The sequence below is a fragment of the Erwinia sp. CGal63 genome (assembly GCF_037026505.1).
Lineage (GTDB): Bacteria > Pseudomonadota > Gammaproteobacteria > Enterobacterales > Enterobacteriaceae > Erwinia.
The window spans coordinates 269,827-294,742 of sequence record NZ_JAKUMN010000004.1 but is presented as its reverse complement, the minus strand read 5'-3'; the positions used below and the strand labels follow the sequence as shown (position 1 = coordinate 294,742).

The window sequence follows — 24,916 nt, the reverse complement described above, 5'->3', positions numbered from 1 at the left end:
ATCCCGCTTTGCGTCACAGATCCGGTAAAACTCGTTGCGATTTATTCCGGCAATTTATCGCCCGATTCTGGCGCTTCGTCCGGGCTGTCTTTCTGCTCTTTGGGATCTTTTTCGATCTGATAACCGAAAGTGGCGATACGCGGATCTTTGCGAGAACAGGTGAACATAGATGACCTCCTGAATGGCGAATGAAAAATAAGTATAAACGCAAATTTAAGACCTGAGTCCCGAAAGGCGCGCAGGCATAGTGGCGGCAGGATGACTTTTCCGTTGCGCTGCTCTAAGGTTTTAACAGGTTACGACGCTGTAAATTTTTCAGATCAACGCCTCAAAGGGGAAAACGATGGAAAAAGTGACGGTGAAGTATGGCAATTTAACCTTTCCCGCAGAGTACAGCGAGACGCGAACCGGTGACAGCAGCGTGGATAAAACGCTGATTATTGCCAAAACCGAGCAGAGCACGGCGCTGTTCAGCGGCGCGTTACGGGAGATCTTTAATTTTGAAGCCGAAAGGCTGGGCGAGGACGACTATATTCTCAGCGACGAAGTGCCGCAGCATTTTATTTTTACCAATAAGTAAGGCGCGTAGCCTTGCCGCCAGCGACATTTTTAGTTCGATACAAGCGGGTCGTAACCTTTTTGACGCATAAAAAAAACCCGGCCGAAGCCGGGTTTCGCACATGTTGCAGAACTTACTGCAGCAGAGACAGCACGCCCTGTGGAACCTGGTTGGCTTTTGACAGCACAGAGGTACCAGCCTGCTGAAGGATCTGCGCCTTCGACATGTTGGAAACTTCAGTTGCGTAGTCAGCATCCTGGATACGGGACTGTGACGCGGTCAGGTTGGTCACAGAGGTGTTCAGATTGTTGATGGTAGATTCGAAACGGTTCTGAATCGCACCCAGGCCGCTACGTGCGGTATCGACGTTCTTGATACGCGCGTCCAGGTCAGACAGGTCGCCGCCGGTCACGTCGAAAGTCGCGCCCAGGCCAGTAGTCTGGAAGCCAGCGCCGGACAGGTCGATGCTGATAACGTTAGCGTCGGTCGCGTCGTTAGCGCCAACCTGAATTTTTACGCTGCCGGTAGTGTCGAAAATCGCCGTGCCGTTGAAGGTAGAAGCTTTACCGATACGGTTGATTTCAGACAGGCGAGCGTCAACTTCTTTCTGGATTGAGTCGATGTCGTCGGCGCTGTTGGTGCCGTTTTTCGCCTGCACGGTCAGTTCACGGATACGCTGCAGGTTGGTGTTCATCTCGTTCAGAGAGCCTTCAGCCGTCTGGGTCAGAGAGATACCGTCGTTAGCGTTACGTGCCGCCTGAGTCAGACCTTTGATCTGAGAGTTCATGCGGTTAGCGATAGCTTCGCCTGCTGCGTCGTCTTTAGCGCTGTTGATACGCAGACCGGAAGAAAGACGCTCGATAGCGGTGCTCAGAGAAGCCTGTGATTTGTTCAGGTTGTTCTGAGTAGTCAGTGACATGATGTTAGTGTTGATAACGGACATAGTCGTTTCCTTTAAAAAATTTACCAGAGTTCGGATACGGCGCCAGGATGCCCGTCACCGTCTGTATTCTTTATCGTCCCGTCCCGAAGAAACTTTAAAGCCGGCTGCAAAAAAATCTGCAAAAAGCGGCGTTTAGGATAAGTCTTAACACGGGCGGGCCGGATACCCTGAAATAGTCGGCCGACGCTGGCCAAACTTTATGCCGCGTCAGTAATTAATTTCCCTCATAACCCCATGCGCTATTCCGGGATAATCATTTTCCCTGCAACGTCTATGCTTAATGCTCAAAAAAAGAGAAAGCCCTTTCATTCTTTGTCGTTTCTTTATGCATACCGGAGGCCTGGCATGAGCAACCAAGGCAATAATAACGAGCAGCACCAGCCAGGCATCAAGCCAGCTGAATCCCCTTCTTTACATCTGACGCGCCGCACCCTGTTGAAGGTGAGCGCGGCCACGGCGGCCAGCGCGGCGGTCGCGCCCGGCACGGCGTTTGGCGACGACGGTTCCACAACCCGTGCGCCGGAAACCCTGCCTGTGACGCTTAAGGTCAACGGCATTCGCCAGCAGCTGGAAGTGGATACCCGCACCACGCTGCTGGACGCGCTGCGCGAGCATCTGCACCTGACCGGCACCAAAAAAGGCTGCGACCACGGCCAGTGCGGCGCCTGCACCGTGATTGTCAACGGCCGCAGACTCAATTCCTGCCTGACGCTCGCTGTGATGCATCAGGACGCGGAAATCACCACCATTGAAGGCTTAGGCACGCCGGATAACCTGCACCCTATGCAGTCGGCCTTCGTCAAACACGACGGCTATCAGTGCGGCTACTGTACGCCAGGCCAGATCTGTTCTTCCGTGGCGGTGTTGAAAGAGATCGAAGCGGGAATTCCCAGCCACGTCACGCTCGATCTGGTTTCGCCGCCGGAAGCGACGGCGGACGAGCTGCGCGAACGTATGAGCGGCAATATCTGCCGCTGCGGCGCCTACGCCAATATTCTTGCCGCGATCGAAGATGTCGCCGGGAGCGAAAAAGCATGAAGGCCTTCACGTTCGAACGCGTTAACACGCCTGCCGAAGCGGCAGCCAGCGCACAGCGCACGCCCGGCGCTAAATTTATCGCTGGCGGCACCAACCTGCTGGATTTAATGAAGCTGGAAATCGAAACGCCGGCTCATCTGATTGATGTGAATCATCTGGCGCTGGATAAGATTGAACCGACCGCCGACGGCGGTTTACGTATCGGCGCGCTGGTGCGCAATACCGATCTGGCCGCCGATGCCCGCGTGCGCCGCGATTATGCGGTGCTGGCAAGAGCGCTGCTGGCTGGCGCGTCGGGCCAGTTACGCAATCAGGCCACGACGGCGGGCAACCTGCTGCAGCGGACGCGCTGTCCCTATTTTTACGACACCAATCAGCCCTGCAATAAACGCCTGCCGGGCAGCGGCTGCGCCGCGCTGGAAGGCTTTAGCCGTCAGCACGCGGTGATAGGCGCCAGTAAAGCCTGTATCGCCACGCATCCCAGCGATATGGCTGTCGCTATGCAGCTGCTGGACGCCGTAGTGGAAACGGCCAGCGCGGACGGCAGCGAACGAAGAATCCCTCTCAGCGAATTTTATCTGGCGCCAGGCGAAACGCCCCATCGTGAAACCGTGCTCAAACCGGGCGAGCTGATTGTCGCCGTGACTTTGCCGGCACCGCTCGGCGGCACGCATATCTACCGCAAAATACGCGATCGCGCCTCTTACGCCTTCGCGCTGGTTTCGGTCGCCGCTGTGGTGCAGCCTGACGGAACAGGCCGGGTCGCGTTGGGCGGCGTAGCGCACAAGCCCTGGCGGCTGGCGGAAGCCGATGCGCAGCTGCCGCAAGGCGCGCAGGCGGTTTACGATCGCCTCTTCGCTGGCGCTCAGCCAACCCATGAGAACGAATACAAGCTGCTACTGGCGAAGCGCACGCTCGCCTCTGTGCTGACGGAAGCGAGGGCATAACAATGAAATTCGACAAGCCTGCGGGCGAAAACCCGATCGATCAGTTAAAGGTGGTAGGACGTCCTCACGATCGTATCGACGGCCCGATGAAAACCACGGGCACCGCGCACTACGCCTATGAGTGGCACGACAAAGCCGCTAACGTCGCCTATGGCTATATCGTCGGCTCCGCCATCGCCAAAGGCCGCATCGTCTCGATCGATTTTCAGGCGGCAAAACAGGCGCCGGGCGTGCTGGCCGTGGTAACGGCAAAGAATGCCGGCAGCCTGGGCAAAGGTGAGAAAAACACCGCCACGCTGCTGGGCGGCCCGGAAATCGAGCACTATCACCAGGCCGTGGCGCTGGTGGTGGCGGAAACCTTTGAGCAGGCGCGAGCGGCCGCGCAGCTGGTTGACGTACGCTACAGCCGCGAGCGCGGCGCTTACGATCTCGCCGCAGAGAAACCTACCGTCAGCCAGGCGCCGGAAGATCAGCCGGATAAAACCGTCGGCGATTTCAACAGCGCCTTCGCCGAGGCCGCGGTGAAGCTGGACGCCACTTACACCACGCCGGATCAAAGCCATATGGCGATGGAACCGCACGCCTCGATGGCGGTCTGGCAGGACGATAAAGTCACCGTCTGGACATCTAACCAGATGATCAACTGGTGCCGCAGCGACCTGGCGAAAACGCTTAAGCTGCCGGAAGAGAACGTGCGCGTGATTTCGCCCTATATCGGCGGCGGATTCGGCGGCAAGCTCTTTCTGCGCAGCGATGCGCTACTGGCCGCGCTGGGCGCGCGCGCCGCGAAGCGTCCGGTCAAGGTGATGCTGCCAAGACCCATGATTCCTAACAACACCACCCATCGACCGGCGACCATTCAGCATATCCGTATCGGCACCGACAGCAGCGGCCATATCACCGCTATCGCTCACGAAAGCTGGTCGGGAAACCTGCCTGGCGGCACGCCGGAAACCGCAGTGCAGCAGACCGAGCTGCTCTATGCGGGCGCTAACCGCTACACCGGGCTGCGGCTGGCGAAGCTCGATCTGCCTGAGGGCAACGCCATGCGCGCGCCGGGCGAAGCGCCAGGCCTGATGGCGCTGGAGATAGCGATTGATGAGATGGCGGAGAAAGCGGGCCTCGATCCGGTCGCTTTTCGCATCCTCAACGATACTCAGGTCGATCCCGCCAATCCCGATCGCCCTTTCTCGCGTCGTCAGCTGGTGGAATGCCTGCGCACCGGCGCGGAGCACTTCGGCTGGAACCGTCGCAACGCTAAGCCTGCGCAGGTAAGAGATGGCCGCTGGCTGATCGGCATGGGTATGGCGGCGGGCTTCCGTAACAATCTGGTGACGAAATCCGGCGCGCGGGTGCATCTGGACAGCGACGGCATCGTCACGGTGGAAACGGATATGACCGATATCGGCACCGGCAGCTATACCATCATCGCCCAGACTGCGGCAGAGATGCTGGGCGTACCGCTGGAGAAAGTGACCGTGCGGCTGGGCGACTCCAGCTTTCCGGTTTCCGCCGGTTCGGGCGGCCAATGGGGCGCGAACAGCTCTACCGCTGGCGTTTATGCCGCCTGCGTCAAACTGCGCGAGGCGGCCGCTGGCAAGCTTGGCTTTAACGCCGATGAGGCGATTTTCGCCGACGAGCAGATCCGCAGCGGCGATCGTAGCGTCCGACTGGCCGATGCGGCAGCGAACGGCACGCTGACCGTTGAGGACAGCATTGAGTTCGGCGATCTGGATGAAAAGTATCAGCAGTCCACGTTTGCCGGTCATTTTGTCGAAGTGGGCGTGGACAGCATGACCGGCGAAGTGCGGGTACGCCGGATGCTGGCGGTCTGCGCCGCTGGCCGCATTCTCAATCCTAAAACCGCACGCAGTCAGGTGATCGGCGCGATGACGATGGGCCTGGGCGGCGCGCTGATGGAAGAGCTGGCGGTCGACAAGCGTCTGGGCTATTTCGTTAACCACGATATGGCGGCCTATGAAGTGCCGGTTCATGCCGACGTGCCGGAACAGGAAGTGATTTTCCTGGAGGATGACGATCCTTACTCTTCGCCGATGAAAGCCAAAGGCGTGGGCGAGCTTGGCCTGTGCGGCGTCAGCGCCGCTATCGTCAACGCGGTCTATAACGCTACGGGCGTGCGGGTGCGTGAGTATCCTGTCACGCTCGATAAGCTGCTCGGTTCGCTGCCGGACGTGGTTTAAGGAGGCGCGATGCTGCAACACGCTTTCCCTGACGCGCAGCCAGCCATGCCTGTACCGGAACCAGCGCTGCTGACCGATGACAGTGCGACTATCCTGCGCTTCGCTGTAGAAGCGCTTAAGGCCGGCACTGCGGCGGCTCTGGTCACGCTGACAGAGATCCGCGGCGGCGCGGCGCGTCCCGTAGGCGCGCAGATGGTAGTTTGCGAAGACGGACGCTATTGCGGCTTCGTCTCCGGCGGCTGCGTTGAATCCGCCGTCGCTTACGAGGCAATGGCCGTGATCGCTACGGGCCGGGATCGTCAGGTAATGTATGGCGAGGGATCGCCTTACTTCGATATCGTGCTTCCCTGCGGCGGCGGCATTACGCTCTGGGTGCATAAGCTGCGCGGCGCCGGGCCGCTCCTGGCGGTGCTGAATCTGCTGCAACAGCGCAAGCCTGCGGGCTTACGCTACTGCACGCGGAGCCAGCGTTTGCAGAGTACCGCTTCGCCGGGAAGGAGCGGTTGGCATAACGGTTTTTTCAGCACGGCTTATCGCCCCTGCACGCAGGCGATCGTTTTTGGTCGCTCGCTGGAAGCGCAGGTGACGGCCAGCATGGCGCAGGCGGCGGGCTACGAAGTACGCCTCTGCGACAGTTTTGATGTGCAAACAGAAATTGATGCGCATACCGCAGTGCTGCTGCTCTGGCACGATCTGGATCGTGAGCTGCCGGTTTTGCAGGCCGCGCTGACGGCGAAACCATTCTATATCGGCGCGCTGGGCAGCCAGCGCACTCACGCCAGGCGAACGGAGAAACTTGTTGAACTGGGCTGGAGTCGCGAGGATATTGCCCGCATCAAGGCACCAATCGGCATCTTCCCCAAAGCGCGGGATGCGCACTCGCTGGCGCTCTCCGTGCTGGCGGATGTCGCTGCGGCGCGCCTCCGGCTGGAAGATGCATAGCGCCCTCTTCCGCGCCGTCGGGCGCGGAATCTTACTGTCAGACCTTAAGCAGTTTGACCGTGGCGTCGATATCTATCTCATCTTCCGAGAAGATTAGCGTTGCTCCCTGGAAGGTGGTGATCGCCAGTTTTTTCACCGAGCGCATTTCACCTGGCTTAACCTCTGACTTCGGCCTGATGCTGTTCATCAGCAGGCCCACAGAGAGCACCGTGTTCTCTTTATCGATGCCGCTATCCACGGGCACTTCTTCGCTATAGATCAGCCAGGATTTGATCGCGGTGAGCTTCAGGCGCTCGCCTGCAATGTAGATATATTTGCTTTCCGGGATCACTTTTACCGCATAGGCCGACAGCCCTTTGCTGTTAGTCGTGGGCTCGAAGGTTACCGCCGCGTTTTTCTTAATCAGATCGGGATTGGCGACTTTAATCACGTGAAAATAGCGGTTGTCGCCGTTTTCATCTTTGATAAATCCAAAACCTTTATCCTGAAACCAGGTTGTGATTGTGCCGTTCATCGCCATTAGCCTGCCTGTTTGTTATCTCGATTTTTGCTGCGCGCAGTGTAAAGCACAATCTCCGCGCAGACTACGCCTTTGCTGTAAGCCTGGATGATAAAACCTCATCAGGCCAGCAGGCGGATTCGCCAGCGGGCCGCAAATTCGCTATCATCCGCTCCCGCTCGCTATCCGGACAGCCTGATGTCTACGCTTTATGATCCCTTTATTGCTCCGCCCTGCCATGACGAGATAAAGATCCTCTTTCAGGATGAACATCTGCTGTTAATCGACAAGCCCGCCGGGCTGCTCAGCCTTTCCGGAAAAAATCCGCAGAATGTTGATTCGGTGCATTATCGGCTGGTGAAACTTTTTCCCGGCTGTACGCTGGTTCATCGCCTGGATTTCGGCACGTCCGGCCTGATGGTCATTGCCCTGACTAAAGCAATCAATGCCGCCATCTGCCAGCAGTTTAGCCAGCGCACGGTGAGTAAGATTTACAGCGCGCTGCTGTGCGGCCATCTGCAAGAGAACGAAGGCGTGATCGAGGCGGCGATTGCCAAAGATCCGGCGCTGTTTCCGCTAATGTCGATTTGCGCTCTGCACGGCAAACCCGCCCGTTCACGCTATCGGGTCGTCGAGCGCTTTTATCAGCAACAGAAGGATGGAACCCAGCTGCCGTTAACAAGGGTGGTTTTAACGCCGGAAACCGGGCGCACCCATCAGCTACGTATTCACTGCCAGCATCTGGGCCATGCCATTCTGGGCTGCGATCTGTATGGCGGCCGCCTGCTGCCGGGCAGCGAACAAACGCTGCGGCTGATGCTGCATGCCAGCGAGCTGCATTTTATACATCCGGTCAGCGGAGAAGCGATAAAAGCACAGAGTAGCAGTCCGTTCTGACAGGCTGCCGCAAGGACGCCCGGCGCTGTGGCCGGGTTTGCGGCATCAGAAATAGTTAATTACCACATCAAATCATCCGGCACTTTAAAGTCAGCGTAAGGATCGTCTTCATCCTGCTCTTCCTGACTCAGCGCGCTGTTCAGCACTATGCTGCTGGCGTCTCGCTGCGCGATTTTATCGGCGACGCTGGCGGGAATGATTGCGTAGGTGCTTTCGCCGCCGTTATCGGCAAGCAAGCGAGCAATAGCAAGACGGCCATTAATCAGCTGCGTCTGCGTCGCCTTATCCACCACGATTTTTTTGATCAGGTTGTTATCAGTGAAGTTGAAATCGATATTGCCTTTCGGCACCGAAATCCGGTTCATTTCAATCAGCTGTTTTACCTGCGCTTTATACTCTTTCGATAAAGCCGCCTGTTTTTGCTGTTCGCTCAGCAGCTTATCGCGTTCAAGCTGCGCTTTTTTGTTCTCTTCTACCGCTTCTCTGGCCTCACGAGCCTGAACCCGCGATTTTTTAGCGGTTTTCTGAACCTTAGCCATTTTTTTGCTGGTCACTAAGCCAGCTTTCAGCATCTGCTCTTGCAGGGTGAGTTTTGTCATCGTCTTTAAACCGGTTAGAAAATTTGATGGATTATAGCCGGAAAGGCTAAGGCTGTGCCAGATTGGGGGAAGCGCGTATGACCAGCCTGCCCAGCTCAGGCTTTATCACGCTTTTTTAAGAGGCTGAGATGAGTCATCAACCTGCCGTAAGAGGTGAATCAAGAACGTAGCGGTTTGTCCTCAAAATGACCTTTAATCTTTTCCAGAAAAGATCGAACCGTCTCTCCCCAAAGTTCAGGGCAAAACTCTCCCTGGCAGAGAGTTTCGAATAGTTCCGTAAGTACTCTATTGTTTAGCGAAAGCAGCTCATCCGCTTCCTGATAAACTTTCATTACTGTTCCTGGGCTTTCTATTTCTAAGTAGCTGTCTGCTATCTCTTCTACCGTTTCGCCAAACAAATCGTAATCCTGACCGAAAAACACCCGTATAAGCGTTCCGATATTTTTGTAACTTTTAGCCATTGCCAGCCTCAAAAAGAAAGACCTGAAACCAGAACAGAGAAGGTAACGAGTTTATTTACGCTATATCGGGTTTTCTGTCGAAGCACAGGAAACGGTTTTGACGCCTGTATCTTAAATCTGTTTCATACAGAAAATGAGGATGGCGTTAAGGAGATATCAGTCTTTGAGGCTGTTGGTGCGATAAGAGGAATGAATCTTATCACATAAGTCATTGATTAGTTTAGTTAAAAGTAAAACGAAAAAATCAATCTATACACAAAGCTATACACATTGGTGAAAGCGTGCCTGAATGGATGCTTCCTATGTACCCTCTCCTCATTAGCCATTCATTGAGCCAGAAACCCTACCTACAGCTATGAGCCGCATGATCAGTTTATTAAGGACATTGAAGTCTGGCTCGTAAATGACTTTTTATCTTTTCTAGAAAAGTGCGTACGGTTTCTCCCCAAGATTCAGGATAGAACTCTCACTGACCGATGGTTCAAACTCGTCTGTAAGCGCTTCATTATTTAATGACAGTAATTTCTCTGCCTCCTAACAAGCTATCTCTGCTATTTTTGGGTTCTCAGTCTCTAAGTAACTGTCCAGCACATCTTCTACTGTTTCGCCAAAAAATCGTAATCCTGAAAGAAAAAAATCGAATAAACGTTCCAATATTTTTATGATCTTAATTCATTGATAGCCTCAAAAAGAAGGACATTAAGTGAGAAAATAATACGGTTTGCCGTCAAACACTTTGCGGTGCAAAAAAATTCTTACGGCATAAGCATCCAGATGAGTTGTACTTCCCTGCCTGAAGCCATAACCGATTACGGTTCGGGCCTGCCAGATTCAGCCCACCATATATACGACTACTAAGTATTTCACCTTCCGTAACGGTTTTATCAGAGAACGCCGCAGTAAGCTGAACCGGGGACATCACGATTTTTATACCATCATCTATAATGAAACCCCATGTGAGTAGTAGATACGCGGCTAGATTGTATGCGTATTTCAGGCTTTAGCTTCACTGACAGCTAAAAAAAGATTTTATGAAAAAGTGTTCACACTGTTCACCTTTCATTTTTATTGTTTAATATCAACACCTTAAGTGATGATCACTTATTTGTGTAGTCTTCACTGCTCTTCACCCTAGGTGAACACTATTGGTCTTTGGGCGAAAAAACACCGGCACCAATGCCAATGCCAATGCCAATGCCAACTTCACAGCATAACTATAAATCACAACATGAGATTTAGGTTAATAATATTCTGTGCTACGTTATGACTTTTGTTGGCCTGATGATTTCATCATCATGTCCTATAATAAAAAATTCTGCTCCCGATGCTTTGATTGCTGAATCTGCGCTGACGAGCAGAACATCTAACTGTCTTCTTATATTAGATTGCAAATTTTTCCCATAATAACTTTTTAATGTATGGGGCTGAATTACTATCACCCTAAATTTAATCTGACTGTTCTTTTCAAAAGATTCTAATGCATTAATGAATAAATCATGATCGCTTTTTTTATTATTATTCCAGCAATATTTTACACTTGAATTCCCAGCTCGCTCCCTTAAATCTTTTACAAGCTGCTTTCTATTAATATACCTTAGATTTTTAATGGCTTGATTAAGTACGATATCATGTGCACCAACAGAAATCCTTCTTTCAATACTATTCGAGTTTGCAGCTTTAATATGTATTAACGAGATGTAGACTTTCCCATCATGTTCGACAATATGAATAAAATCAGCTTTCTCTCCTGCTCCGTCATCACACAGTAGCCATCCAGATGGTTTATCAGTGGTTAGAAAATTTTCATGGGTGTTCCAAAGACCACTCCAATTATGCTTTACCCAGCAAAAAAGCGAATTCTGAGCACCTATTTTATTTAATGCAACATTACCTTGATGCTCGGGCTTTTCTTTTGAAACATCAAACCCATCAAAATTAGCCCAAATAAAGTTATTATAAGAAACATCACGATACTCTGTTTTGTAAGCGCGAGAATTAACAATAGCATGGCCTGACTCATACCAACATCTTATTAACTCTGGATGATTGAAAGTTTTCGAGAAGTAATCCAACTCCTTCTTTTTACCTTTACTTTCAAACAATTCAACTGGTTTAAATCCTATTTCATAATCTTGTATAACAGGAGTGGCTTTTATACTACCCAAGTTGATGCCTTCTTTAAAAACCTCTAAATTTATTGATGCAGTTTTGATGGTATCACATATTTTATAAGTATAACCCTCCCTTATCTTCAGCAATCTTTCTTTTTTGGCCTCACTTAATCCATGGCTATGAAACTCAGGATCCAAAAATGACAAGTCGTACAGTCCATGTACATCTTTAACTTCTGCTATAGGAATTGCTAAGATACTGATGGGATTTTCAATCCTGTCTTTATTTTTATCAATTTTATCTATAATTTCAATAACGCGATTTTCAAATGTATCCCAATCCTTACAAGGCCCTCGCCATAAAGAGGATTTATAAGGATTTAATCCTATAGTTGTTTCGGTTTCATCCAAAGACGTGCGTACAGCAGACATTGCAAAAGATTGATCTTCTAATGGGTTTAAAGTTTCAGCAACACTTTCACCCCCCAATATTTTGGAATCGGGCTTGAAGCTTTCCCTCCCGTGTATCCCAAGCAGCCATAACATTTTAATCTTATCTTCATTTATGAAAAGATAATTAAGACACTCTATGTTTACTACTTGTAGATCAGGAAGTAATGTCGTGAAAAAGTATGCTCTTACTTCATCCTTCATGCCTTTTTCAGAAAAGTAAAAGGCAAAGATTTTATTTAAGCAGATAGTAATAAATACATGATTTTCCTCATCGGTGAGGAAGCCCCCTTTAAACCAACTAGGGTTTTTAAGCACTTGGTAATGCGTATAAAATACTTGAGCTTTACCGGAAAAATCCTCTTGAGTTTTATGGATAATAACGGCTTGCTCTTTCCTACCTTCTGTCTCCAAAATTTTAGTAATAACAGAGTGAATATCGCATGCATTTCGACTTCCATCACTACATGCCAAGAGAATTGAAAGAAAAGGCTTTATTTGTTTTTTAGCAATACCATCCATAAAGTTCTCCTGCCATGCATTAGCTTCCTGATACAATTTATTAATTCTTAACAATTATTTCTGTGATAGAGATCACTTTATTTAAGGATAGAAAATTAAGATATTACTTTTCCGGAGTGATTGGATCATAAAAAACCGACCTAAGCCGGTTTTTCTTTAATAACTATATAATGTGCTATGCATCGCAGCGCGGCAGCCAGTCGGCCTCGCAGTCTTCGCTCAGCTCCAGGCTGGTCTGGATGCCGTTCTTCGTCTTACGCTTCAGCAGTTCTATTTCATACTCCTTCAGCGTCTGCGGCACCGCCTGGCCGAACGCGGTCAGGCTCATGGGGTGCTGATGCCCTCTGGCCTCCATAAACGACAGGTAGGCGTGATAAAGGTAGCGACGCGGGTTCATCGGCCGGATATTGGCGTTGCCGATAAACAGCCCGGTAGGCGTGCTCAGCGGCGTCAGGTAGCCGCAGAAGTCGACCAGCGGGTCGGCGCTGCGCTTGATTTCCAGCGCCTCCTCTGACGACTGCTGCGCCTGCAACAGCTCGCGGGCGTCGTCCGGGCGGGTGAAGCGCTGCATCAGATGGCGCACGATTACGGCCAGCTCCCCGGCAATCTTTTCCAGCAGCTGCGGGTCACGTTCGTTCGCTGGTATCACGTCCGGGAAAGACAGGATTACCCGGCGACGGGAGACGCCGCCGCTGCGGTCGCTGAAACGCATCGGGTTGTTGTTCACGGCCAGTATTACCGCCGGGATATGCGTGGAGTAGGCGTCGCGGTACTTCGGGTCAATCGCCACGGCGTCGCCGCCGGTAATCGCCTTAATGCCCGCACCGTCGCCGCTCCACTTTTCCTGGTCGGGCAGGATAATTAAGGAGTAGCCGACCACGCTTGCACGTTCGCGTGATGACTCCAGCGTGTCGATGGTGGCGGCCGTGGTGTTGTCCTCGCCTGCCAGCAGGCGGGCAATGGAGGCCATCACGCTTTTCCCGCTGCCGCCGGGGCCGGTGACCTCAAGGAACAGCTGCCAGTCGTAGCAGTTCGCCAGCACCATAAATAACGCCGCGAGGATACGCTCCTGCTTCGCCTCATTGCGTCCGGCCGCCCGCGTCAGCCACTGCCAGAAGTTAGGGGCGTCGTCCGCCAGGTTCTCGCCCGCCTTTGGCGTGGTGTAGTTGACGCTGTTAACGGTGCGCAGCCAGTGCTCTTTCTTGTGTGGGCCGAAGGTGCCGGTCGCGGTGTCAAACACGCCGTTACGAAAGCCAATCAGCCGCCGGGCCGGTGCGCCCATCTGCGGCACCATCAGCTTGAGGGTGTCCACGATGCCGCCGATACCGGTTGCCGAGAACGGCGCGCGCACCTTCTGGAACAGCGCGGCGATTTCCCGGCTGAGCACGCGGTACGGCAGCACCTGCCACGCGCCGCCCTCATAGCGGCACAGGTCTTCGCCGACGACCGGCACGGCCAGCGTGTTGAGGTAGTGCGCGGCCAGTAGTTCGGCCTTCTGGCTGGCGCTCATGGCCTTCAGGTCGGCCTCGCTTACCGACTCAAACGGGCTGAGCGCTTTCGGCTGGATGAAGCCGGTCAGCATGGTCTGGGTAGCTATTTCGCCCTGCGCCTGAAAGACGTCGTTCCAGTCGCCAGTGAAGGGTGGCAATGCCGGTTTGCCGTTGCAGCGCTTTGCCGCCGCTTCGGCGCGCAGCTGGCCGGTGCCGTTCTCGTCGTTATCTGCGGCAGTCAGTATCAGCGCCTCCGGGTATTCCGCATGCAGGCGCTCCGCCAGCGCGGGCAGGTTGTTGGCGCTTAATGCCACGTAAACCGTCTGGCCGGTGAGCCGGTGCACGGTCAGGCCGGTAGCATACCCTTCGGTCAGCCAGAGCGTGTCGCCGGGTTCGCCCAGGCGGTGAAACGCCTCTTTTACCTGACCGCCCGCCAGCGTGCGCTTTGTGCCGTCAGCATTAATCAGCTGGGCGTTAACCGTGTCGCCGGTAAAGTCCGTCAGCGGCACAAGCAGGTCGCCGGGCTGATAGGTGGTGTCGCTGATACGCTTTGAGGTGGTCAGCGTCAGGGCGGTGACGTCAGCCAGCCCCTTACCCGTCAGGTAGGCATTACCGGTGTGCGCCTTCGCCCCGGCGATAAGCCGTGAAGCCTCTTTTGTGGCGTTAAGGCGCGCCTGCGACTTCTCTTCGTCGGTTTTCTCTGTGGGCGTCTGAACCAGCTTAACCGGCAGCGTACCAATCAGGTCAGCCACCCGGCAGGCGGCCTCCTTTGTGTTGACGTCCAGCGCCTTTTCAACCAGCGCCAGCCCGTCGCCCGCACCGCACTGGTTGCAGACCCACGTACCGCGCCCGGCCTGATTGTCAAAGCGAAAGCGGTCTTTGCCGCCGCAGACCGGGCACGGCGAGTGCTGCCCGGCGGCGTTGATGCTGATACCCAGCGCGGGTAAGAGCTGGGGCCAGTGACCGGCGGCGGCGCGCACGGTGTCGGTGACGATATGTTTCATGCGGCCTCCTTAATGCAGCGTGGCTTTTGATGCGGCCAGGCGGCCGCACAGCAGTTCATCCATCATGGTTTCCCCCATGCGCGTCAGCCGCGGCGCGGCGACCAGCACGTCGGGCTGCACCATTTCGCTGAGCATGGTGCAGGCCATGTCCATACCGTTTTCCGGGCTGTACTTGCGTACGTAGTAGCCCTCCAGCTCCAGCGCGATGGTCATCTGCACCTCGTCCAGCGAGGCGGACACGTCGAGACCGTAATGTTCGCAGGCGGAAAGATAGCCCTGGGCAACGGCGCGGCGGTAAACGGCGGTGCGCACCTCAACGGGCAGGCAGGATTGATTAGTTGTCACGGGAGACCTCCATATCGGTGAGCATGACGGATTCACAGGTGCTGACCACTTTACCCAGCTGGTCGGTAAGTAGCGCCACCACGGACGCCAGCGCATCGCCGTCCGGCCCGCTGTGGCGGTTACCGGAGCATTCGATAACGTTCAGCATATCGAGCACGGTCACGCCGACGCTGTGGGCATGCTGAAGGCGCAGGAAATCGGCGTGGGGAATGGGGTAGCTGTCGTGGTTATTGAGTCGGGCTGACAGGGTGTTCATGCGGCCACCTCACAGAGCAGCAGGCGACCGGCAAAAGAGAGCACGTAATCGCGGGCCAGGAGGCGGCGGGCGGCAGTTTCGGTTTCGGCGGTGGTGCGCAGCATGCAGGGACGGGCGGCGGTATCGGCACGGCGCACGGCGGCAAAAAGAAAAGTGAACTGCATGCGTGCAGGGATAAGGGTTGCGGCCATAGTGGCAGACTCCATTGAGTAGCGGTTAACGCCACCACCGGAAACGCCAATTTCACTGGTGGTAGCCCGAACAGGGTTGGCGTAACCGGCCTCAATGGATACCGGCGCTTCGTGAGAAGCCCCTGCCCGAGCCACCATTACGCTGACGAAACAATGGCGTAAAAGCCACTGCCCGTAAAATGGGTGCACTGAGGCGAAGACACAAAAAAAGACGCATGGCGCGTCTGGTGTCACCATTGAGTTGCTCAGGACGCCAATCCCGGCTGCCGATTTTGCGACAGCGGGGAAACTGTATACCGGTAGCTCGCCAGAAAAAAGCCTTTTTTTAGACATCGGGCCTTTTTCCTCAGCAATCGGTCAGGACGTGATCGGATTGCGGCGGATTTGATCGGAAGTTCTCGCTTTGCGTGCCTTCACTTCCCTTTGCAGGCTCAGGTTTTTCAGCGAGTACAGAAATATGACCGTGACGGCTACTGTTAAACGCGGGCAGCATGGCGGTTTTGCCACCGGCAGCGGAAAGCAGGCTTTCGGCCACGTACACGGCTTCTTCCTGGCTGAGCGGGTAGCTGCGGGTGCCAAAGTTAAGCTTAATCATGCCGCACCTCCGGCACGCTGCGTGATACGGGACTGCATCCAGTCGTCAATCTCCGAGGCCAGCCAGGCGACGTTCTTGCCGCCGAGAGAAATCTGTGACGGAAATTGCTCACGGCAGATTAAATCGTAAATGGTGGAGCGGGACAGGCCGCAGATGCTGATAACTTCCGGCAGGCGCATAAAGCGATCGCGGGGGTATTGCAGGTCGTTCACGGTCGGCGCGGCCGGGGCGGATGGTGAAGCGGTGGAAAGCATGGTGTTACCTCGTTTTGTATCCGGGCGGCGCTGGCCGGTTCCGGTCATGTTGTGCTGGTAACCCCCTATTGTGAGAATATTTTTGCCCGTGTAAACAAGCCCCCCGTCCGCTGAGAGGCAGGTAAAAATAGTATGAAAAATGAGCTTGTGTTGAATATAGGGCAATATAGGTGAATATAGGTGAGCAGAGTAACAAAATGTTAATATCGAAAAGCTATAGCTATTAATACTGGATAATTAACCGGAAATAACATTAAAGAAGGCTTGCCAGAAAAAGGCTCATTTAAAAGCGGGTGAACAGTGGTGAACACCCGGTGAACAGTTGATTTTCAAGTGTTCACCCCTTTACTTACTGTATTTATTATCTTTTTTCTTAAGGTGAAGAGTAGTGAACAGTTTTATATAAAACTAAAAGCTCAGTGGGGGTATCTGGCGAAAATACAGCCGTGTTTGCTGAGCGACAGGCAGACAGCAATGAAATGATTTGTCCGGTGGTGAACGACAGAATAGCGACAACCTTTACAGATGAAGAGACAATGCTATGAGCACCCCGGAAAAAAGCAGTACCCTGGCGGCCTTTGAGCAGGCCCGTACCGCACATCTTGAGAAGATGAAAGAGTACAACGCCATCTGCGCTGATATCACCCGCTGCACGAAAGAGCGTGAGGCGGCCATTGAGGCCGGAAAGGAAGCCGAGGCGAACTGGCGCACCCACTTTCGCAGCCTGCGCGGCAACCTGACCGACGAGCTGAAGGCGGAACACAGCCAGCGCATTGCCAGCCGGGAACTGGCGGAAGAGTTTACCGGGCTGATTGCCGAGCTGGAGCTGGATAAGCAGGTCGCCATGCTGAATGCATGCGGCACGGGCAAGGAATATATCTACGCGCACAAGCTGGCGTTTAACGAGTTTGCCGATGCGACCTGGCAGTCTGCAATGCGTAACGTCAGTCCGTCGCTCCTGTGGGCCATCCGCCTGCGCCTTCAGCGTGAGAAAATCAATCCCCGTGACGACGATGACCGCAGCGACGTACAGGTCGTGGCGGAGCTGATTGGTAATGCGCTGACCCGTGCGGCCGCCGCACTGCCTGAGAAAGCGCTAACGGAAGCGCCGGTGCTGGAGAATATCGGCCTGTGGCGCCCGGCATTCACCGGGGTGGATATGGTGCTGTATGCCAGTCCGGGTAAGCGCCACAAGCTGTGGGACGCCATCCATGTACACCGCCCATGGATAAGGGAAGGTAAAAAGAAATGATGCACTGCCCGTACTGCAAAAGCCCGGCGCATGCCAAATCGAGCCGCTATATGTCGGAGCAAGTGAAGGAGCGCTATCACCAGTGCACCAGCCTCGACTGCTCCTGCACGTTCAAAACCAGCGAAAGCATCACGAAAGTCATCACCGCACCGCCGCAGCCCGAACCGGTTCCCGTCACCACCCCGGAGCCGGTGAAAGAACGGCAGACGCTCGGACGCTACGGCTCAGCCTTCCGCACCCTCCACTGACCACAACGGCCGCTGAAAACAGCGGCTTTTTTTTCTCTGCCTTTCGTCCTTTCAACGCCCTTTTTCTGGCCAGCCCGGTTTGTAAAGAGCGATGCATGCATAAGGTGCATGGATTTGCACGCAGAATGCAGCGCCTCAGATGCCCAGTCAGCCCACACCCGGCGCGGCTTTGCCCGGTTCATGCAGCTGCATAAAAAACGATGCATAAAGCGGGCAGGCGAGGAGGGGGTAGCATTGCGCGCCAAAGTGTAATGATATATTTTCAGCATTTTTTGACACTCACCCCCATCTACAGGATAGGTCACTACTTAACGTAGGGTTTTCCCGGGTTTCGATAAAACCACTTAGCATCGGAGCTGATTTACTTAATAGCGAACAATAAATATGAACCTTTCAGTGAAACCGTGTGGTATCAAACTAATAAATTAGCAAATGGGTAAAAGTGGGGATATGTGAGGTGTGTATGACCTTTACTTATTGGGTTTAGTTGAAAATGGTGATTTAATGGCTCTTGAAATTTATCATTATTTAGCTAACCGTGAGGACTTATGGCAATTTTTGATGAAAAGCGGCATTTGTATGAAGCCTTGCTGAGACATAATTACTTTCCCAATCAAAAAGGTTCGATAAGTGAAATCCCACCGTGCTTTTCTTCCAGAACATTCACACCGGAAATAGCGGAATTAGTTTCATCTGACACATCAGGGCGTAGAAGCTTACAAGGTTATGATTGTATAGAGTATTATGCTACCAGATATAACAATTTCCCAAGAACACTCTCAATCATTCATCCAAAAGCGTACGCAAAATTAGCCAAGCATATACACGATAACTGGGAGGAAATACGGTTTATAAAACAAAATGAAAGCAGCATGATCAAACCAGATATGCATACTGATGGCCGTGTTATAATCATGAATTATGAGGATGCAGAAACTAAAACCGTAAGAGAACTGAATGATGGTTTTGGACGGCGATTTAAAGTTAACGCAGATATATCAGGTTGCTTTACTAACATCTACTCACACTCTATTCCGTGGGCGGTTGTAGGTATTAATAATGCAAAAACAGCCTTAAATACTAAAGTAAAAAATCAAGATAAACACTGGAGCGACAAGCTCGACTATTTTCAGCGTCAGACCAAGAGGAATGAGACACATGGTGTTCCTATTGGCCCTGCAACATCAAGTATTGTTTGCGAGATTATTTTAAGCGCTGTAGATAAACGACTGAGGGATGATGGATTTTTATTCAGACGTTATATAGATGATTATACATGTTATTGTAAAACACATGATGACGCCAAAGCTTTTTTACATTTACTGGGTGTAGAGCTTTCTAAGTATAAATTATCACTAAATTTACATAAAACTAAAATAACTAATCTCCCTGGGACTTTGAATGATAACTGGGTTTCTTTGCTTAATGTAAACTCACCAACAAAGAAACGTTTCACAGATAAGGAACTAAACACTCTAAGTTCTTCAGAAGTAATTAACTTCCTAGATTATGCTGTGCAATTGAACACTCAAGTAGGTGGTGGGAGTATACTAAAATACGCTATTTCACTGGTTATAAATAATTTAGATGAGTATACAATCACCCAGGTGTATGACTATCTCCTGAACTTATCATGGCACTATCCAATGCTTATCCCATATCTGGGCGTTCTTATCGAGCATATTTATTTAGATGATGGAGATGAGTATAAGAATAAATTTAATGAGATCTTGAGAATGTGTGCAGAGAATAAATACTCTGACGGTATGGCTTGGACTCTTTATTTTTGCATTAAGAATAACATTGATATAGATGATGATGTTATAAATATGATTATATATTTCGGTGATTGCTTGAGCTTATGCTTGCTAGATAGCATAGGCATATATGAAGAAAAAATCAATGATTTTGTTACGGATATTATTAAATTAGATTATGAATATGACATAGACAGATATTGGCTCCTTTTTTATCAGCGATTCCTTAGTGATAAAGCTCCAAGCCCTTATAATGACAAATGCTTTGACATTATGAAAAATTATGGCGTTAACTTTATGCCAGATGAAAATTATAATACCAAAGCTGAGTCATACTGTCATGTCGTCAATAACCCATTCATCGAAGACCAGGATGAGATTCTAAGCTTTAACGATTACATGGCGTAGTTTTCAGGCCTCATTTCAGAGGCCTAAGTTTCTTGCATACCATTGAAGCATTTCTCTCCTTTTCTCAATGTATAGAGCATGATTGTAAGTTCCTCGTATACTATTTTTATCAACATGAGCTAGCTGCATCTCAATTAAAGCACTTTCAAATCCATTTTCATGTAATATAGTAGATAAAGTATGTCTAAATCCATGCCCCGTTAATTTCCCACTATAACCAATACGCTTGATAACTTGGTTAATACTCGCCTCACTCATAGGCTTGTTCGACTCGTTCCGCCCCGGAAAAACATAACGATAGTTCCCTGTCATGATCTTGAGTTCATTGAGTAAATCTAACGCTTGAGTCGACAATGGCACAAGGTGCGCCCTACGCATTTTCATCCTTTCCGCAGGAATTTCCCAAATAGCGTTATCTAGATCAAATTCTGACCATAAGGCCGCACGTAATTCGATGGTTCTCACGCCCGTAATCATCAGTAATTTCGTTGCAATCTGGACAAGCTTACTCCCGGAATAACCCTCTAAGGCACGTAGAAAATCAGGTATCTCATCAGCTTTTAGGAATGGGAAATGATTGGATTGGTGTACTTCGAGAGCGCTGGAGAGATCAGCCGCAGGATTGTACTCCGCCCTACCCGTTGCAATTGCGTAGCGAAACACTTCGGAGCAACGCTGCCGCACTTTGCGCATTTTCTCCAACGCACCACGTTTCTCAATTTTACGCAGAACGTTCAGCAGCTCTAGCGGTTTAATCTCTCCCACTGGCCTTGTTCCGACATAAGGAAAAATGTCGTTCTTAAACGCTTCCATGATGTCTGATGCATATCCCGCTGACCATTTAGCAGATTTAAGCTGATGCCACTCTCTGGCTATCTTTTCGAAGGCGTTCTCTGACTCTGTTTGCAGAGCTAGCTTTTGCTCTTTTCGAACCTCACTAGGATTCTTTCCTTCTGCCACTAGTTTTCGAGCTTCATCACGACGGGAACGAGCATCGGCAAGGGTGATCGTTGGGTAAACACCAAGCGAGATCATTTTGGGTTTACCGGCATAGCGATAACGAAACCGCCAGCTCTTGCTCCCATTAGGTTCTATAAGCAATGACAAGCCTTGACCATCCCCAAGCGTATAGGGTTTATCTTCAGGCTTAGCGCGTCGAATCTGCATATCGTTTAAAGGCATGTGTATAGAAATCCAAGACCGAATAGGAACATATACACAATCCTATACACATTCAGTACCGGATTCTACTGGATGGTTATGGACTAACACGGATTAAAGATGCAGTAAAAACGTTATAAATCAGAGGGGTTATGGATGGTTACGGACGTTTGAGGAAGTTGGGGTGGTGCCGATAAGAGGAGTCGAACCTCCGACCTTCGCATTACGAATGCGCTGCTCTACCAACTGAGCTATATCGGCTTAGAGAGAGGATACTGCGGCCCCTAAATTAAAAAAAACCTCTTATAGAGTCAATAGCCCGCACGCTAAATGATTACTTTGCAATCAGCGACATGCCTGATATCGCGAGCCTGGTTCGCTGTCAGCCGACAAGCAATCCTGCTTCGCCAGACCTGAATCCGCCTTCACGCCATCGCCAGCAGCGGCTTTGTGGTTCTTCCGGACGTGCGGTACATCCTGATTGCTTCCTGCCAGTCGCTTAACGGAAAAAGCATTGTTCCGCTGGTCTGGCTGCTTCTCAGTAGTGGCCATAACGCGGCAAATTCGCTTTGCCACGCAGCCGCAGACATAGTCTGCAGCGCGTTGCGGATATGGAACCAGTGTACCTTTGGCAAAGGCTGCGTCGTGCGGAAAGGCTGGCCTGATAGCAGACCATAAGAGACAAACACGCCCGAAGCTGGCATCTGGCTAAGTATCAACTCCGCCATTCTGCCGCCGGTGGCGTCATAAACCACTTCGGCTTCAGCGGCATAGCGAGTCAGCAAAGCGAGATTATCCTGCTGCACCGGCGTTGCGCCGCACGCTTCTAGTCTTGTTCTGTGCACAGCAGAGCGATAAACGCCGGTGACGTGCGTTGCGCCAGCGTTTCGTGCCCACTGCGCCAGCAGGATGCCGCAGTCCGATCCCGCAGCCGTAATCAGCACCTTTTTGCCCGCTGGCGCAAAGCGTTTCAGCATCAGGCTGGCGGCCAGCGGATTGATATAAGCTCGCGCGGCCAGCGAATGATCAATATCTTCCGGCACCGCGATAGCTTCGTCTGGCGAGCAATCCACGTAATGCTGCCACGTGCCCTCGCCTCGCAGCGGCAGAACCCGCTGGCCCAGAAGATGCGTGTATACGGCTGGCGCTTCGGTCACGATGCCGACGCCTTCATAACCCGCTATCAACGGCAGAGAAGTACGGTGACGATAGGCGCCGGTCACGGGAATCAGATCCGAGGCGTTAACCGGCGCACAGAGTATTTTTACTCTGATGTGATGCGCAGGCAGCGCAAGCTTGGACGCGGACTCCAGCGACAGAACCTTCTCCGGCTCGCCGAACGCTCTGCACCAGATGGCGCTGTTATTCATTTGATTTCCACGGCTGCTCAGGCCACTTCCCTGTGGCTTTGGGATTTAGCCGCGCACGGTATCGTTGCCGAAAACTACCCACTTGTAGGTGGTCAGCGCTTCCAGCCCCATCGGGCCGCGCGCATGCAGTTTCTGCGTGCTCACCGCCACTTCCGCGCCCAGACCAAACTGGCCGCCGTCGGTGAAACGCGTGCTGGCGTTAACGTAAACCGCCGAGGAATCGACCTCGTTCACAAAGCGCCCGGAATTTACGATGCTGCGCGTCAGAATCGCGTCGGAGTGCTGCGTGCCGTATTCGCGGATATGGGCGATAGCTTCGTCGAGATCGTCCACCAGCCTGACGTTCAGATCCAGCGCCAGCCACTCGTCGCGATACTGCTCTTCCGTTACCGCGCTGACTTCCGCCGGGCCTTGCTGCAGCAGCGGCAGCGAGCGCGGATCGGCATGGAGCTTAATGCCTTCCTGCTGCATCCGCTCGCTTAACGCGGGCAGAAACGTCGCGGCAATCTCACTGTGCACCAGCAGCGTTTCCACCGAGTTGCAGGCGCTCGGCCGCTGTTTTTTAGCGTTGACGATCACGGTTAACGCTGCGTCGGTCGCCATATCGCGGTCAACGAAAATATGGCAGACGCCGATACCGCCGGTAATCACCGGAATGGTCGACTGCTCGCGACACAGCTTGTGCAGGCCCGCGCCGCCGCGCGGGATCAGCATATCCACATAGCGATCCAGCTTCAGCAGCTGATTTACCAGCTCGCGATCCGGGCTTTCGATCGCCTGCACCGCGCCAGCCGGCAGGCCGTGCTCTTGCAGCGCATCCTGAATCACTCGTACGGTGGCGCCATTGGTGCGATAAGTCTCTTTGCCGCCGCGCAGGATTGCCGCGTTGCCTGTTTTCAGACAGAGCGACGCGACATCCACGGTCACGTTTGGCCGCGCTTCATAAATCACGCCGACCACGCCCAGCGGCACACGACGCCGCTCGATGCGCAGCCCGCTGTCCAGCACGCCGCCGTCCATCAGCACGCCGACCGGATCGGCAAGATGGCAAACCTGACGCACGTCGTCAGCGATGCCTTTCAGCCTGGCGGGATTGAGCATCAAACGATCCAGCAGCGCCTCACTCAGGCCGTTGCGGCGGGCATCCGCCAGATCCTGCTCGTTGGCCGCCAGGATATCGGCGCTCTGCGCCTCCAGGCGATCCGCGATGCTCATCAGCACCCGATTTTTTTGCGCGGTGGACAGCACCGCCAGCTGGTAAGAAGCGGCTTTCGCGGCTTTACCCATTTCTTCAAGCATCTGCTGCTCCTTAACTGACGATCATATCGTCACGGTGAACCGCGACCGGGCCATATTCGTAACCCAGAATTTCGCTAATCTGCTGCGAGTGGTGGCCGGCGATCATGCGCATCGCGTCGCTGTTATAGCGGCAGACGCCGTGCGCCACGTCGCGACCCTGCAGGCTGCGAATACGAATAACCTCGCCACGCGAGAAGTTGCCGGTAATTTCCCGAATGCCCTTCGGCAGCAGCGAGCTGCCGCGCTCCAGCATAGCGGCCAGCGCGCCGTCGTCCACGGTGATCTCGCCCGCAGGCGGCGCGCCAAAAATCCAGCGTTTGCGGTTTTCCAGCGGCGTTTGCAGCGCATGGAAACGGGTACCGACCGGCTTGCCGTCGATGACGTCGCCGATAACGCCGGCACGGCTACCGGCAGCGATAATGGTGTCGATGCCGGCGCGGCAGGCTACGTCAGCCGCCTGAAGCTTGGTCGCCATGCCGCCCGTGCCCAGGCCGGAAACGCTGTCGCCAGCCAGCTCGCGCAGCGCGTCGTCAATGCCGTGCACGTCGCGGATCAGCTCGGCCTGCGGATTATTGCGCGGATCGGCGGTAAACAGGCCGGCCTGATCGGTCAGCAGCAGCAGCTTGTCGGCGCCCGCCAGCATCGCGGCCAGCGCCGACAGATTATCGTTATCGCCTACTTTGATCTCCGCCGTGGCGACCGCGTCGTTTTCATTAATGACCGGCACGATATGGTTATCCAGCAGCGCCCGCAGCGTATCGCGCGCGTTCAGAAAACGTTCGCGATCTTCCATATCGGCGCGCGTCAGCAGCATCTGGCCGATATGAATGCCGTAGATTGAGAAGAGCTGCTCCCACAGCTGAATCAACCGGCTCTGCCCCACCGCAGCCAGCAGCTGCTTTGAGGCGATGGTCGGCGGCAGCTCCGGGTAGCCCAGGTGTTCGCGCCCGGCGGCCATCGCGCCTGAGGTGACGATCACAATCCGGTGGCCTGCCGCGTGTTGTTGCGCGCACTGACGCACCAGTTCGACAATATGCGCCCGGTTCAGCCGACGCGATCCGCCGGTTAATACGCTGGTGCCCAGTTTGACGACCAGGGTCTGGCTGCTGCTCATTAT

At 53.1% G+C, this 24,916-nt stretch carries 25 protein-coding genes, 1 tRNA gene and 1 pseudogene; 9 read left to right on the top strand and 18 right to left on the bottom strand.

The features are described from left to right. Positions 1-41 precede the first annotated feature (41 nt). On the bottom strand, positions 42-167 hold the full coding sequence (locus MKZ79_RS14800) for a hypothetical protein (protein ID WP_336143232.1): 126 nt from the start codon (positions 165-167) through the stop codon (positions 42-44). Between the two features lie 176 nt (positions 168-343). Here MKZ79_RS14800 and MKZ79_RS14795 point away from each other — a divergent pair, with 176 nt between their 5' ends. Next, positions 344-580: a hypothetical protein gene (locus MKZ79_RS14795; RefSeq protein ID WP_336143231.1), complete on the top strand. Its 237-nt coding sequence runs from the start codon at positions 344-346 to the stop codon at positions 578-580. 112 nt (positions 581-692) lie between these two features. Here MKZ79_RS14795 and MKZ79_RS14790 read toward each other — a convergent pair whose 3' ends face one another. After that, positions 693-1,502, bottom strand: coding sequence for a flagellin N-terminal helical domain-containing protein (locus tag MKZ79_RS14790; RefSeq protein ID WP_336139811.1), 810 nt, complete (start codon positions 1,500-1,502; stop codon positions 693-695). Between the two features lie 345 nt (positions 1,503-1,847). Between MKZ79_RS14790 and paoA the strand changes: the two genes are divergently transcribed. The 4 genes from paoA to MKZ79_RS14770 are packed head-to-tail and all read left to right on the top strand — an operon-like array spanning position 1,848 to position 6,630. After that, complete coding sequence (gene paoA / locus MKZ79_RS14785; RefSeq protein ID WP_336143226.1) at positions 1,848-2,540, top strand: aldehyde dehydrogenase iron-sulfur subunit PaoA; 693 nt, start codon at positions 1,848-1,850, stop codon at positions 2,538-2,540. Continuing rightward, entirely contained in the window at positions 2,537-3,487 is a 951-nt protein-coding gene (locus tag MKZ79_RS14780) for an FAD binding domain-containing protein (protein WP_336143223.1), read from the top strand. Before paoA ends, MKZ79_RS14780 begins: the two co-directional genes overlap by 4 nt. Positions 3,488-3,489: 2 nt before the next feature. Further along, positions 3,490-5,688: an aldehyde oxidoreductase molybdenum-binding subunit PaoC gene (gene paoC / locus MKZ79_RS14775; RefSeq protein WP_336143222.1), complete on the top strand. Its 2,199-nt coding sequence runs from the start codon at positions 3,490-3,492 to the stop codon at positions 5,686-5,688. Positions 5,689-5,697: 9 nt separating this feature from the next. Further along, positions 5,698-6,630, top strand: a complete 933-nt coding sequence (locus tag MKZ79_RS14770; protein WP_336143220.1) for an XdhC family protein — start codon at positions 5,698-5,700, stop codon at positions 6,628-6,630. A 37-nt stretch (positions 6,631-6,667) separates the two neighbouring features. Here MKZ79_RS14770 and MKZ79_RS14765 read toward each other — a convergent pair whose 3' ends face one another. Continuing rightward, on the bottom strand, positions 6,668-7,150 hold the full coding sequence (locus MKZ79_RS14765) for a cold-shock protein (RefSeq protein WP_336143218.1): 483 nt from the start codon (positions 7,148-7,150) through the stop codon (positions 6,668-6,670). A gap of 177 nt (positions 7,151-7,327) precedes the next feature. Between MKZ79_RS14765 and MKZ79_RS14760 the strand changes: the two genes are divergently transcribed. Continuing rightward, complete coding sequence (locus tag MKZ79_RS14760; protein WP_336143216.1) at positions 7,328-8,026, top strand: RluA family pseudouridine synthase; 699 nt, start codon at positions 7,328-7,330, stop codon at positions 8,024-8,026. Positions 8,027-8,085: 59 nt separating this feature from the next. Here the strand turns inward: MKZ79_RS14760 and MKZ79_RS14755 are convergent, their stop codons facing one another. The 10 genes and pseudogenes from MKZ79_RS14755 to MKZ79_RS14715 all read right to left on the bottom strand — a co-directional run bounded on the left by MKZ79_RS14755 (position 8,086) and on the right by MKZ79_RS14715 (position 16,304). Beyond that, positions 8,086-8,625 (bottom strand): DUF2058 domain-containing protein, encoded by a 540-nt coding sequence (locus MKZ79_RS14755; RefSeq protein WP_336143215.1) that lies wholly within the window; start codon positions 8,623-8,625, stop codon positions 8,086-8,088. Positions 8,626-8,783: 158 nt separating this feature from the next. After that, positions 8,784-9,086 (bottom strand): contact-dependent growth inhibition system immunity protein, encoded by a 303-nt coding sequence (locus tag MKZ79_RS14750; protein WP_336143213.1) that lies wholly within the window; start codon positions 9,084-9,086, stop codon positions 8,784-8,786. Between the two features lie 820 nt (positions 9,087-9,906). After that, positions 9,907-10,005: pseudogene (locus MKZ79_RS21275) on the bottom strand (RNase A-like domain-containing protein); the annotation flags it as partial. A 337-nt stretch (positions 10,006-10,342) separates the two neighbouring features. After that, positions 10,343-12,169, bottom strand: coding sequence for a hypothetical protein (locus MKZ79_RS14745; RefSeq protein ID WP_336143211.1), 1,827 nt, complete (start codon positions 12,167-12,169; stop codon positions 10,343-10,345). A gap of 175 nt (positions 12,170-12,344) precedes the next feature. Then, the gene (locus tag MKZ79_RS14740; RefSeq protein ID WP_336143209.1) at positions 12,345-14,663 is read right to left on the bottom strand and encodes a primase-helicase zinc-binding domain-containing protein; all 2,319 of its coding nucleotides are present in this window, start codon (positions 14,661-14,663) and stop codon (positions 12,345-12,347) included. Between the two features lie 9 nt (positions 14,664-14,672). After that, positions 14,673-15,008, bottom strand: a complete 336-nt coding sequence (locus MKZ79_RS14735; protein ID WP_336143206.1) for a DUF5375 family protein — start codon at positions 15,006-15,008, stop codon at positions 14,673-14,675. Further along, the gene (locus MKZ79_RS14730; protein ID WP_336143205.1) at positions 14,998-15,264 is read right to left on the bottom strand and encodes a hypothetical protein; all 267 of its coding nucleotides are present in this window, start codon (positions 15,262-15,264) and stop codon (positions 14,998-15,000) included. The genes MKZ79_RS14735 and MKZ79_RS14730 overlap by 11 nt, the downstream gene beginning before the upstream one ends. Then, positions 15,261-15,788, bottom strand: coding sequence for a host cell division inhibitor Icd-like protein (locus MKZ79_RS14725; protein ID WP_336143204.1), 528 nt, complete (start codon positions 15,786-15,788; stop codon positions 15,261-15,263). The genes MKZ79_RS14730 and MKZ79_RS14725 overlap by 4 nt, the downstream gene beginning before the upstream one ends. A gap of 13 nt (positions 15,789-15,801) precedes the next feature. Beyond that, positions 15,802-16,050, bottom strand: a complete 249-nt coding sequence (locus tag MKZ79_RS14720; RefSeq protein WP_336143203.1) for a hypothetical protein — start codon at positions 16,048-16,050, stop codon at positions 15,802-15,804. Beyond that, complete coding sequence (locus MKZ79_RS14715) at positions 16,047-16,304, bottom strand: helix-turn-helix transcriptional regulator (protein ID WP_336143201.1); 258 nt, start codon at positions 16,302-16,304, stop codon at positions 16,047-16,049. Before MKZ79_RS14715 ends, MKZ79_RS14720 begins: the two co-directional genes overlap by 4 nt. Before the next feature lie 541 nt (positions 16,305-16,845). On the opposite strand from MKZ79_RS14715, the gene MKZ79_RS14710 reads away from it, so the two are divergent. The 3 genes from MKZ79_RS14710 to drt4 all read left to right on the top strand — a co-directional run bounded on the left by MKZ79_RS14710 (position 16,846) and on the right by drt4 (position 19,969). Next, a complete protein-coding gene (locus tag MKZ79_RS14710; RefSeq protein WP_336143199.1) occupies positions 16,846-17,556 on the top strand; it encodes a hypothetical protein in 711 nt (236 codons plus the stop codon). Beyond that, a complete protein-coding gene (locus tag MKZ79_RS14705) occupies positions 17,553-17,804 on the top strand; it encodes an ogr/Delta-like zinc finger family protein (protein WP_336143198.1) in 252 nt (83 codons plus the stop codon). Before MKZ79_RS14710 ends, MKZ79_RS14705 begins: the two co-directional genes overlap by 4 nt. A gap of 548 nt (positions 17,805-18,352) precedes the next feature. Next, positions 18,353-19,969, top strand: a complete 1,617-nt coding sequence (gene drt4 / locus MKZ79_RS14700) for an antiviral reverse transcriptase Drt4 (protein ID WP_336143196.1) — start codon at positions 18,353-18,355, stop codon at positions 19,967-19,969. Positions 19,970-19,984: 15 nt separating this feature from the next. Here the strand turns inward: drt4 and MKZ79_RS14695 are convergent, their stop codons facing one another. The 5 genes from MKZ79_RS14695 to proB form a co-directional block, all read right to left on the bottom strand. Further along, positions 19,985-21,151, bottom strand: a complete 1,167-nt coding sequence (locus tag MKZ79_RS14695) for a tyrosine-type recombinase/integrase (protein WP_336143194.1) — start codon at positions 21,149-21,151, stop codon at positions 19,985-19,987. A gap of 164 nt (positions 21,152-21,315) precedes the next feature. Continuing rightward, a tRNA-Thr gene (locus MKZ79_RS14690) sits at positions 21,316-21,391 on the bottom strand. Positions 21,392-21,555: 164 nt separating this feature from the next. After that, positions 21,556-22,500 (bottom strand): zinc-dependent alcohol dehydrogenase family protein, encoded by a 945-nt coding sequence (locus MKZ79_RS14685; protein ID WP_336143191.1) that lies wholly within the window; start codon positions 22,498-22,500, stop codon positions 21,556-21,558. Between the two features lie 45 nt (positions 22,501-22,545). Continuing rightward, the gene (proA, locus tag MKZ79_RS14680; protein ID WP_336143190.1) at positions 22,546-23,799 is read right to left on the bottom strand and encodes a glutamate-5-semialdehyde dehydrogenase; all 1,254 of its coding nucleotides are present in this window, start codon (positions 23,797-23,799) and stop codon (positions 22,546-22,548) included. 10 nt (positions 23,800-23,809) lie between these two features. Continuing rightward, a complete protein-coding gene (proB, locus tag MKZ79_RS14675) occupies positions 23,810-24,913 on the bottom strand; it encodes a glutamate 5-kinase (protein ID WP_336143188.1) in 1,104 nt (367 codons plus the stop codon). Positions 24,914-24,916: the final 3 nt, after the last annotated feature.

Coding starts and splice junctions, on each gene's coding strand:
- MKZ79_RS14755 (WP_336143215.1), bottom strand. CDS start 8,625: ATGACAAAACTCACCCTGCAAGAGCAGATGCTGAAAGCTGGCTTAGTG.
- MKZ79_RS14725 (WP_336143204.1), bottom strand. CDS start 15,788: ATGTCTAAAAAAAGGCTTTTTTCTGGCGAGCTACCGGTATACAGTTTC.
- MKZ79_RS14715 (WP_336143201.1), bottom strand. CDS start 16,304: ATGCTTTCCACCGCTTCACCATCCGCCCCGGCCGCGCCGACCGTGAAC.
- proB (WP_336143188.1), bottom strand. CDS start 24,913: ATGAGCAGCAGCCAGACCCTGGTCGTCAAACTGGGCACCAGCGTATTA.
- drt4 (WP_336143196.1), top strand. CDS start 18,353: ATGGCAATTTTTGATGAAAAGCGGCATTTGTATGAAGCCTTGCTGAGA.
- MKZ79_RS14730 (WP_336143205.1), bottom strand. CDS start 15,264: ATGAACACCCTGTCAGCCCGACTCAATAACCACGACAGCTACCCCATT.
- MKZ79_RS14720 (WP_336143203.1), bottom strand. CDS start 16,050: ATGATTAAGCTTAACTTTGGCACCCGCAGCTACCCGCTCAGCCAGGAA.
- MKZ79_RS14740 (WP_336143209.1), bottom strand. CDS start 14,663: ATGAAACATATCGTCACCGACACCGTGCGCGCCGCCGCCGGTCACTGG.
- MKZ79_RS14800 (WP_336143232.1), bottom strand. CDS start 167: ATGTTCACCTGTTCTCGCAAAGATCCGCGTATCGCCACTTTCGGTTAT.
- MKZ79_RS14795 (WP_336143231.1), top strand. CDS start 344: ATGGAAAAAGTGACGGTGAAGTATGGCAATTTAACCTTTCCCGCAGAG.
- MKZ79_RS14765 (WP_336143218.1), bottom strand. CDS start 7,150: ATGGCGATGAACGGCACAATCACAACCTGGTTTCAGGATAAAGGTTTT.
- MKZ79_RS14790 (WP_336139811.1), bottom strand. CDS start 1,502: ATGTCCGTTATCAACACTAACATCATGTCACTGACTACTCAGAACAAC.
- MKZ79_RS14705 (WP_336143198.1), top strand. CDS start 17,553: ATGATGCACTGCCCGTACTGCAAAAGCCCGGCGCATGCCAAATCGAGC.
- MKZ79_RS14745 (WP_336143211.1), bottom strand. CDS start 12,169: ATGGATGGTATTGCTAAAAAACAAATAAAGCCTTTTCTTTCAATTCTC.
- MKZ79_RS14780 (WP_336143223.1), top strand. CDS start 2,537: ATGAAGGCCTTCACGTTCGAACGCGTTAACACGCCTGCCGAAGCGGCA.
- MKZ79_RS14695 (WP_336143194.1), bottom strand. CDS start 21,151: ATGCCTTTAAACGATATGCAGATTCGACGCGCTAAGCCTGAAGATAAA.
- MKZ79_RS14750 (WP_336143213.1), bottom strand. CDS start 9,086: ATGGCTAAAAGTTACAAAAATATCGGAACGCTTATACGGGTGTTTTTC.
- MKZ79_RS14685 (WP_336143191.1), bottom strand. CDS start 22,500: ATGAATAACAGCGCCATCTGGTGCAGAGCGTTCGGCGAGCCGGAGAAG.
- MKZ79_RS14710 (WP_336143199.1), top strand. CDS start 16,846: ATGAGCACCCCGGAAAAAAGCAGTACCCTGGCGGCCTTTGAGCAGGCC.
- MKZ79_RS14760 (WP_336143216.1), top strand. CDS start 7,328: ATGTCTACGCTTTATGATCCCTTTATTGCTCCGCCCTGCCATGACGAG.
- proA (WP_336143190.1), bottom strand. CDS start 23,799: ATGCTTGAAGAAATGGGTAAAGCCGCGAAAGCCGCTTCTTACCAGCTG.
- paoC (WP_336143222.1), top strand. CDS start 3,490: ATGAAATTCGACAAGCCTGCGGGCGAAAACCCGATCGATCAGTTAAAG.
- MKZ79_RS14770 (WP_336143220.1), top strand. CDS start 5,698: ATGCTGCAACACGCTTTCCCTGACGCGCAGCCAGCCATGCCTGTACCG.
- paoA (WP_336143226.1), top strand. CDS start 1,848: ATGAGCAACCAAGGCAATAATAACGAGCAGCACCAGCCAGGCATCAAG.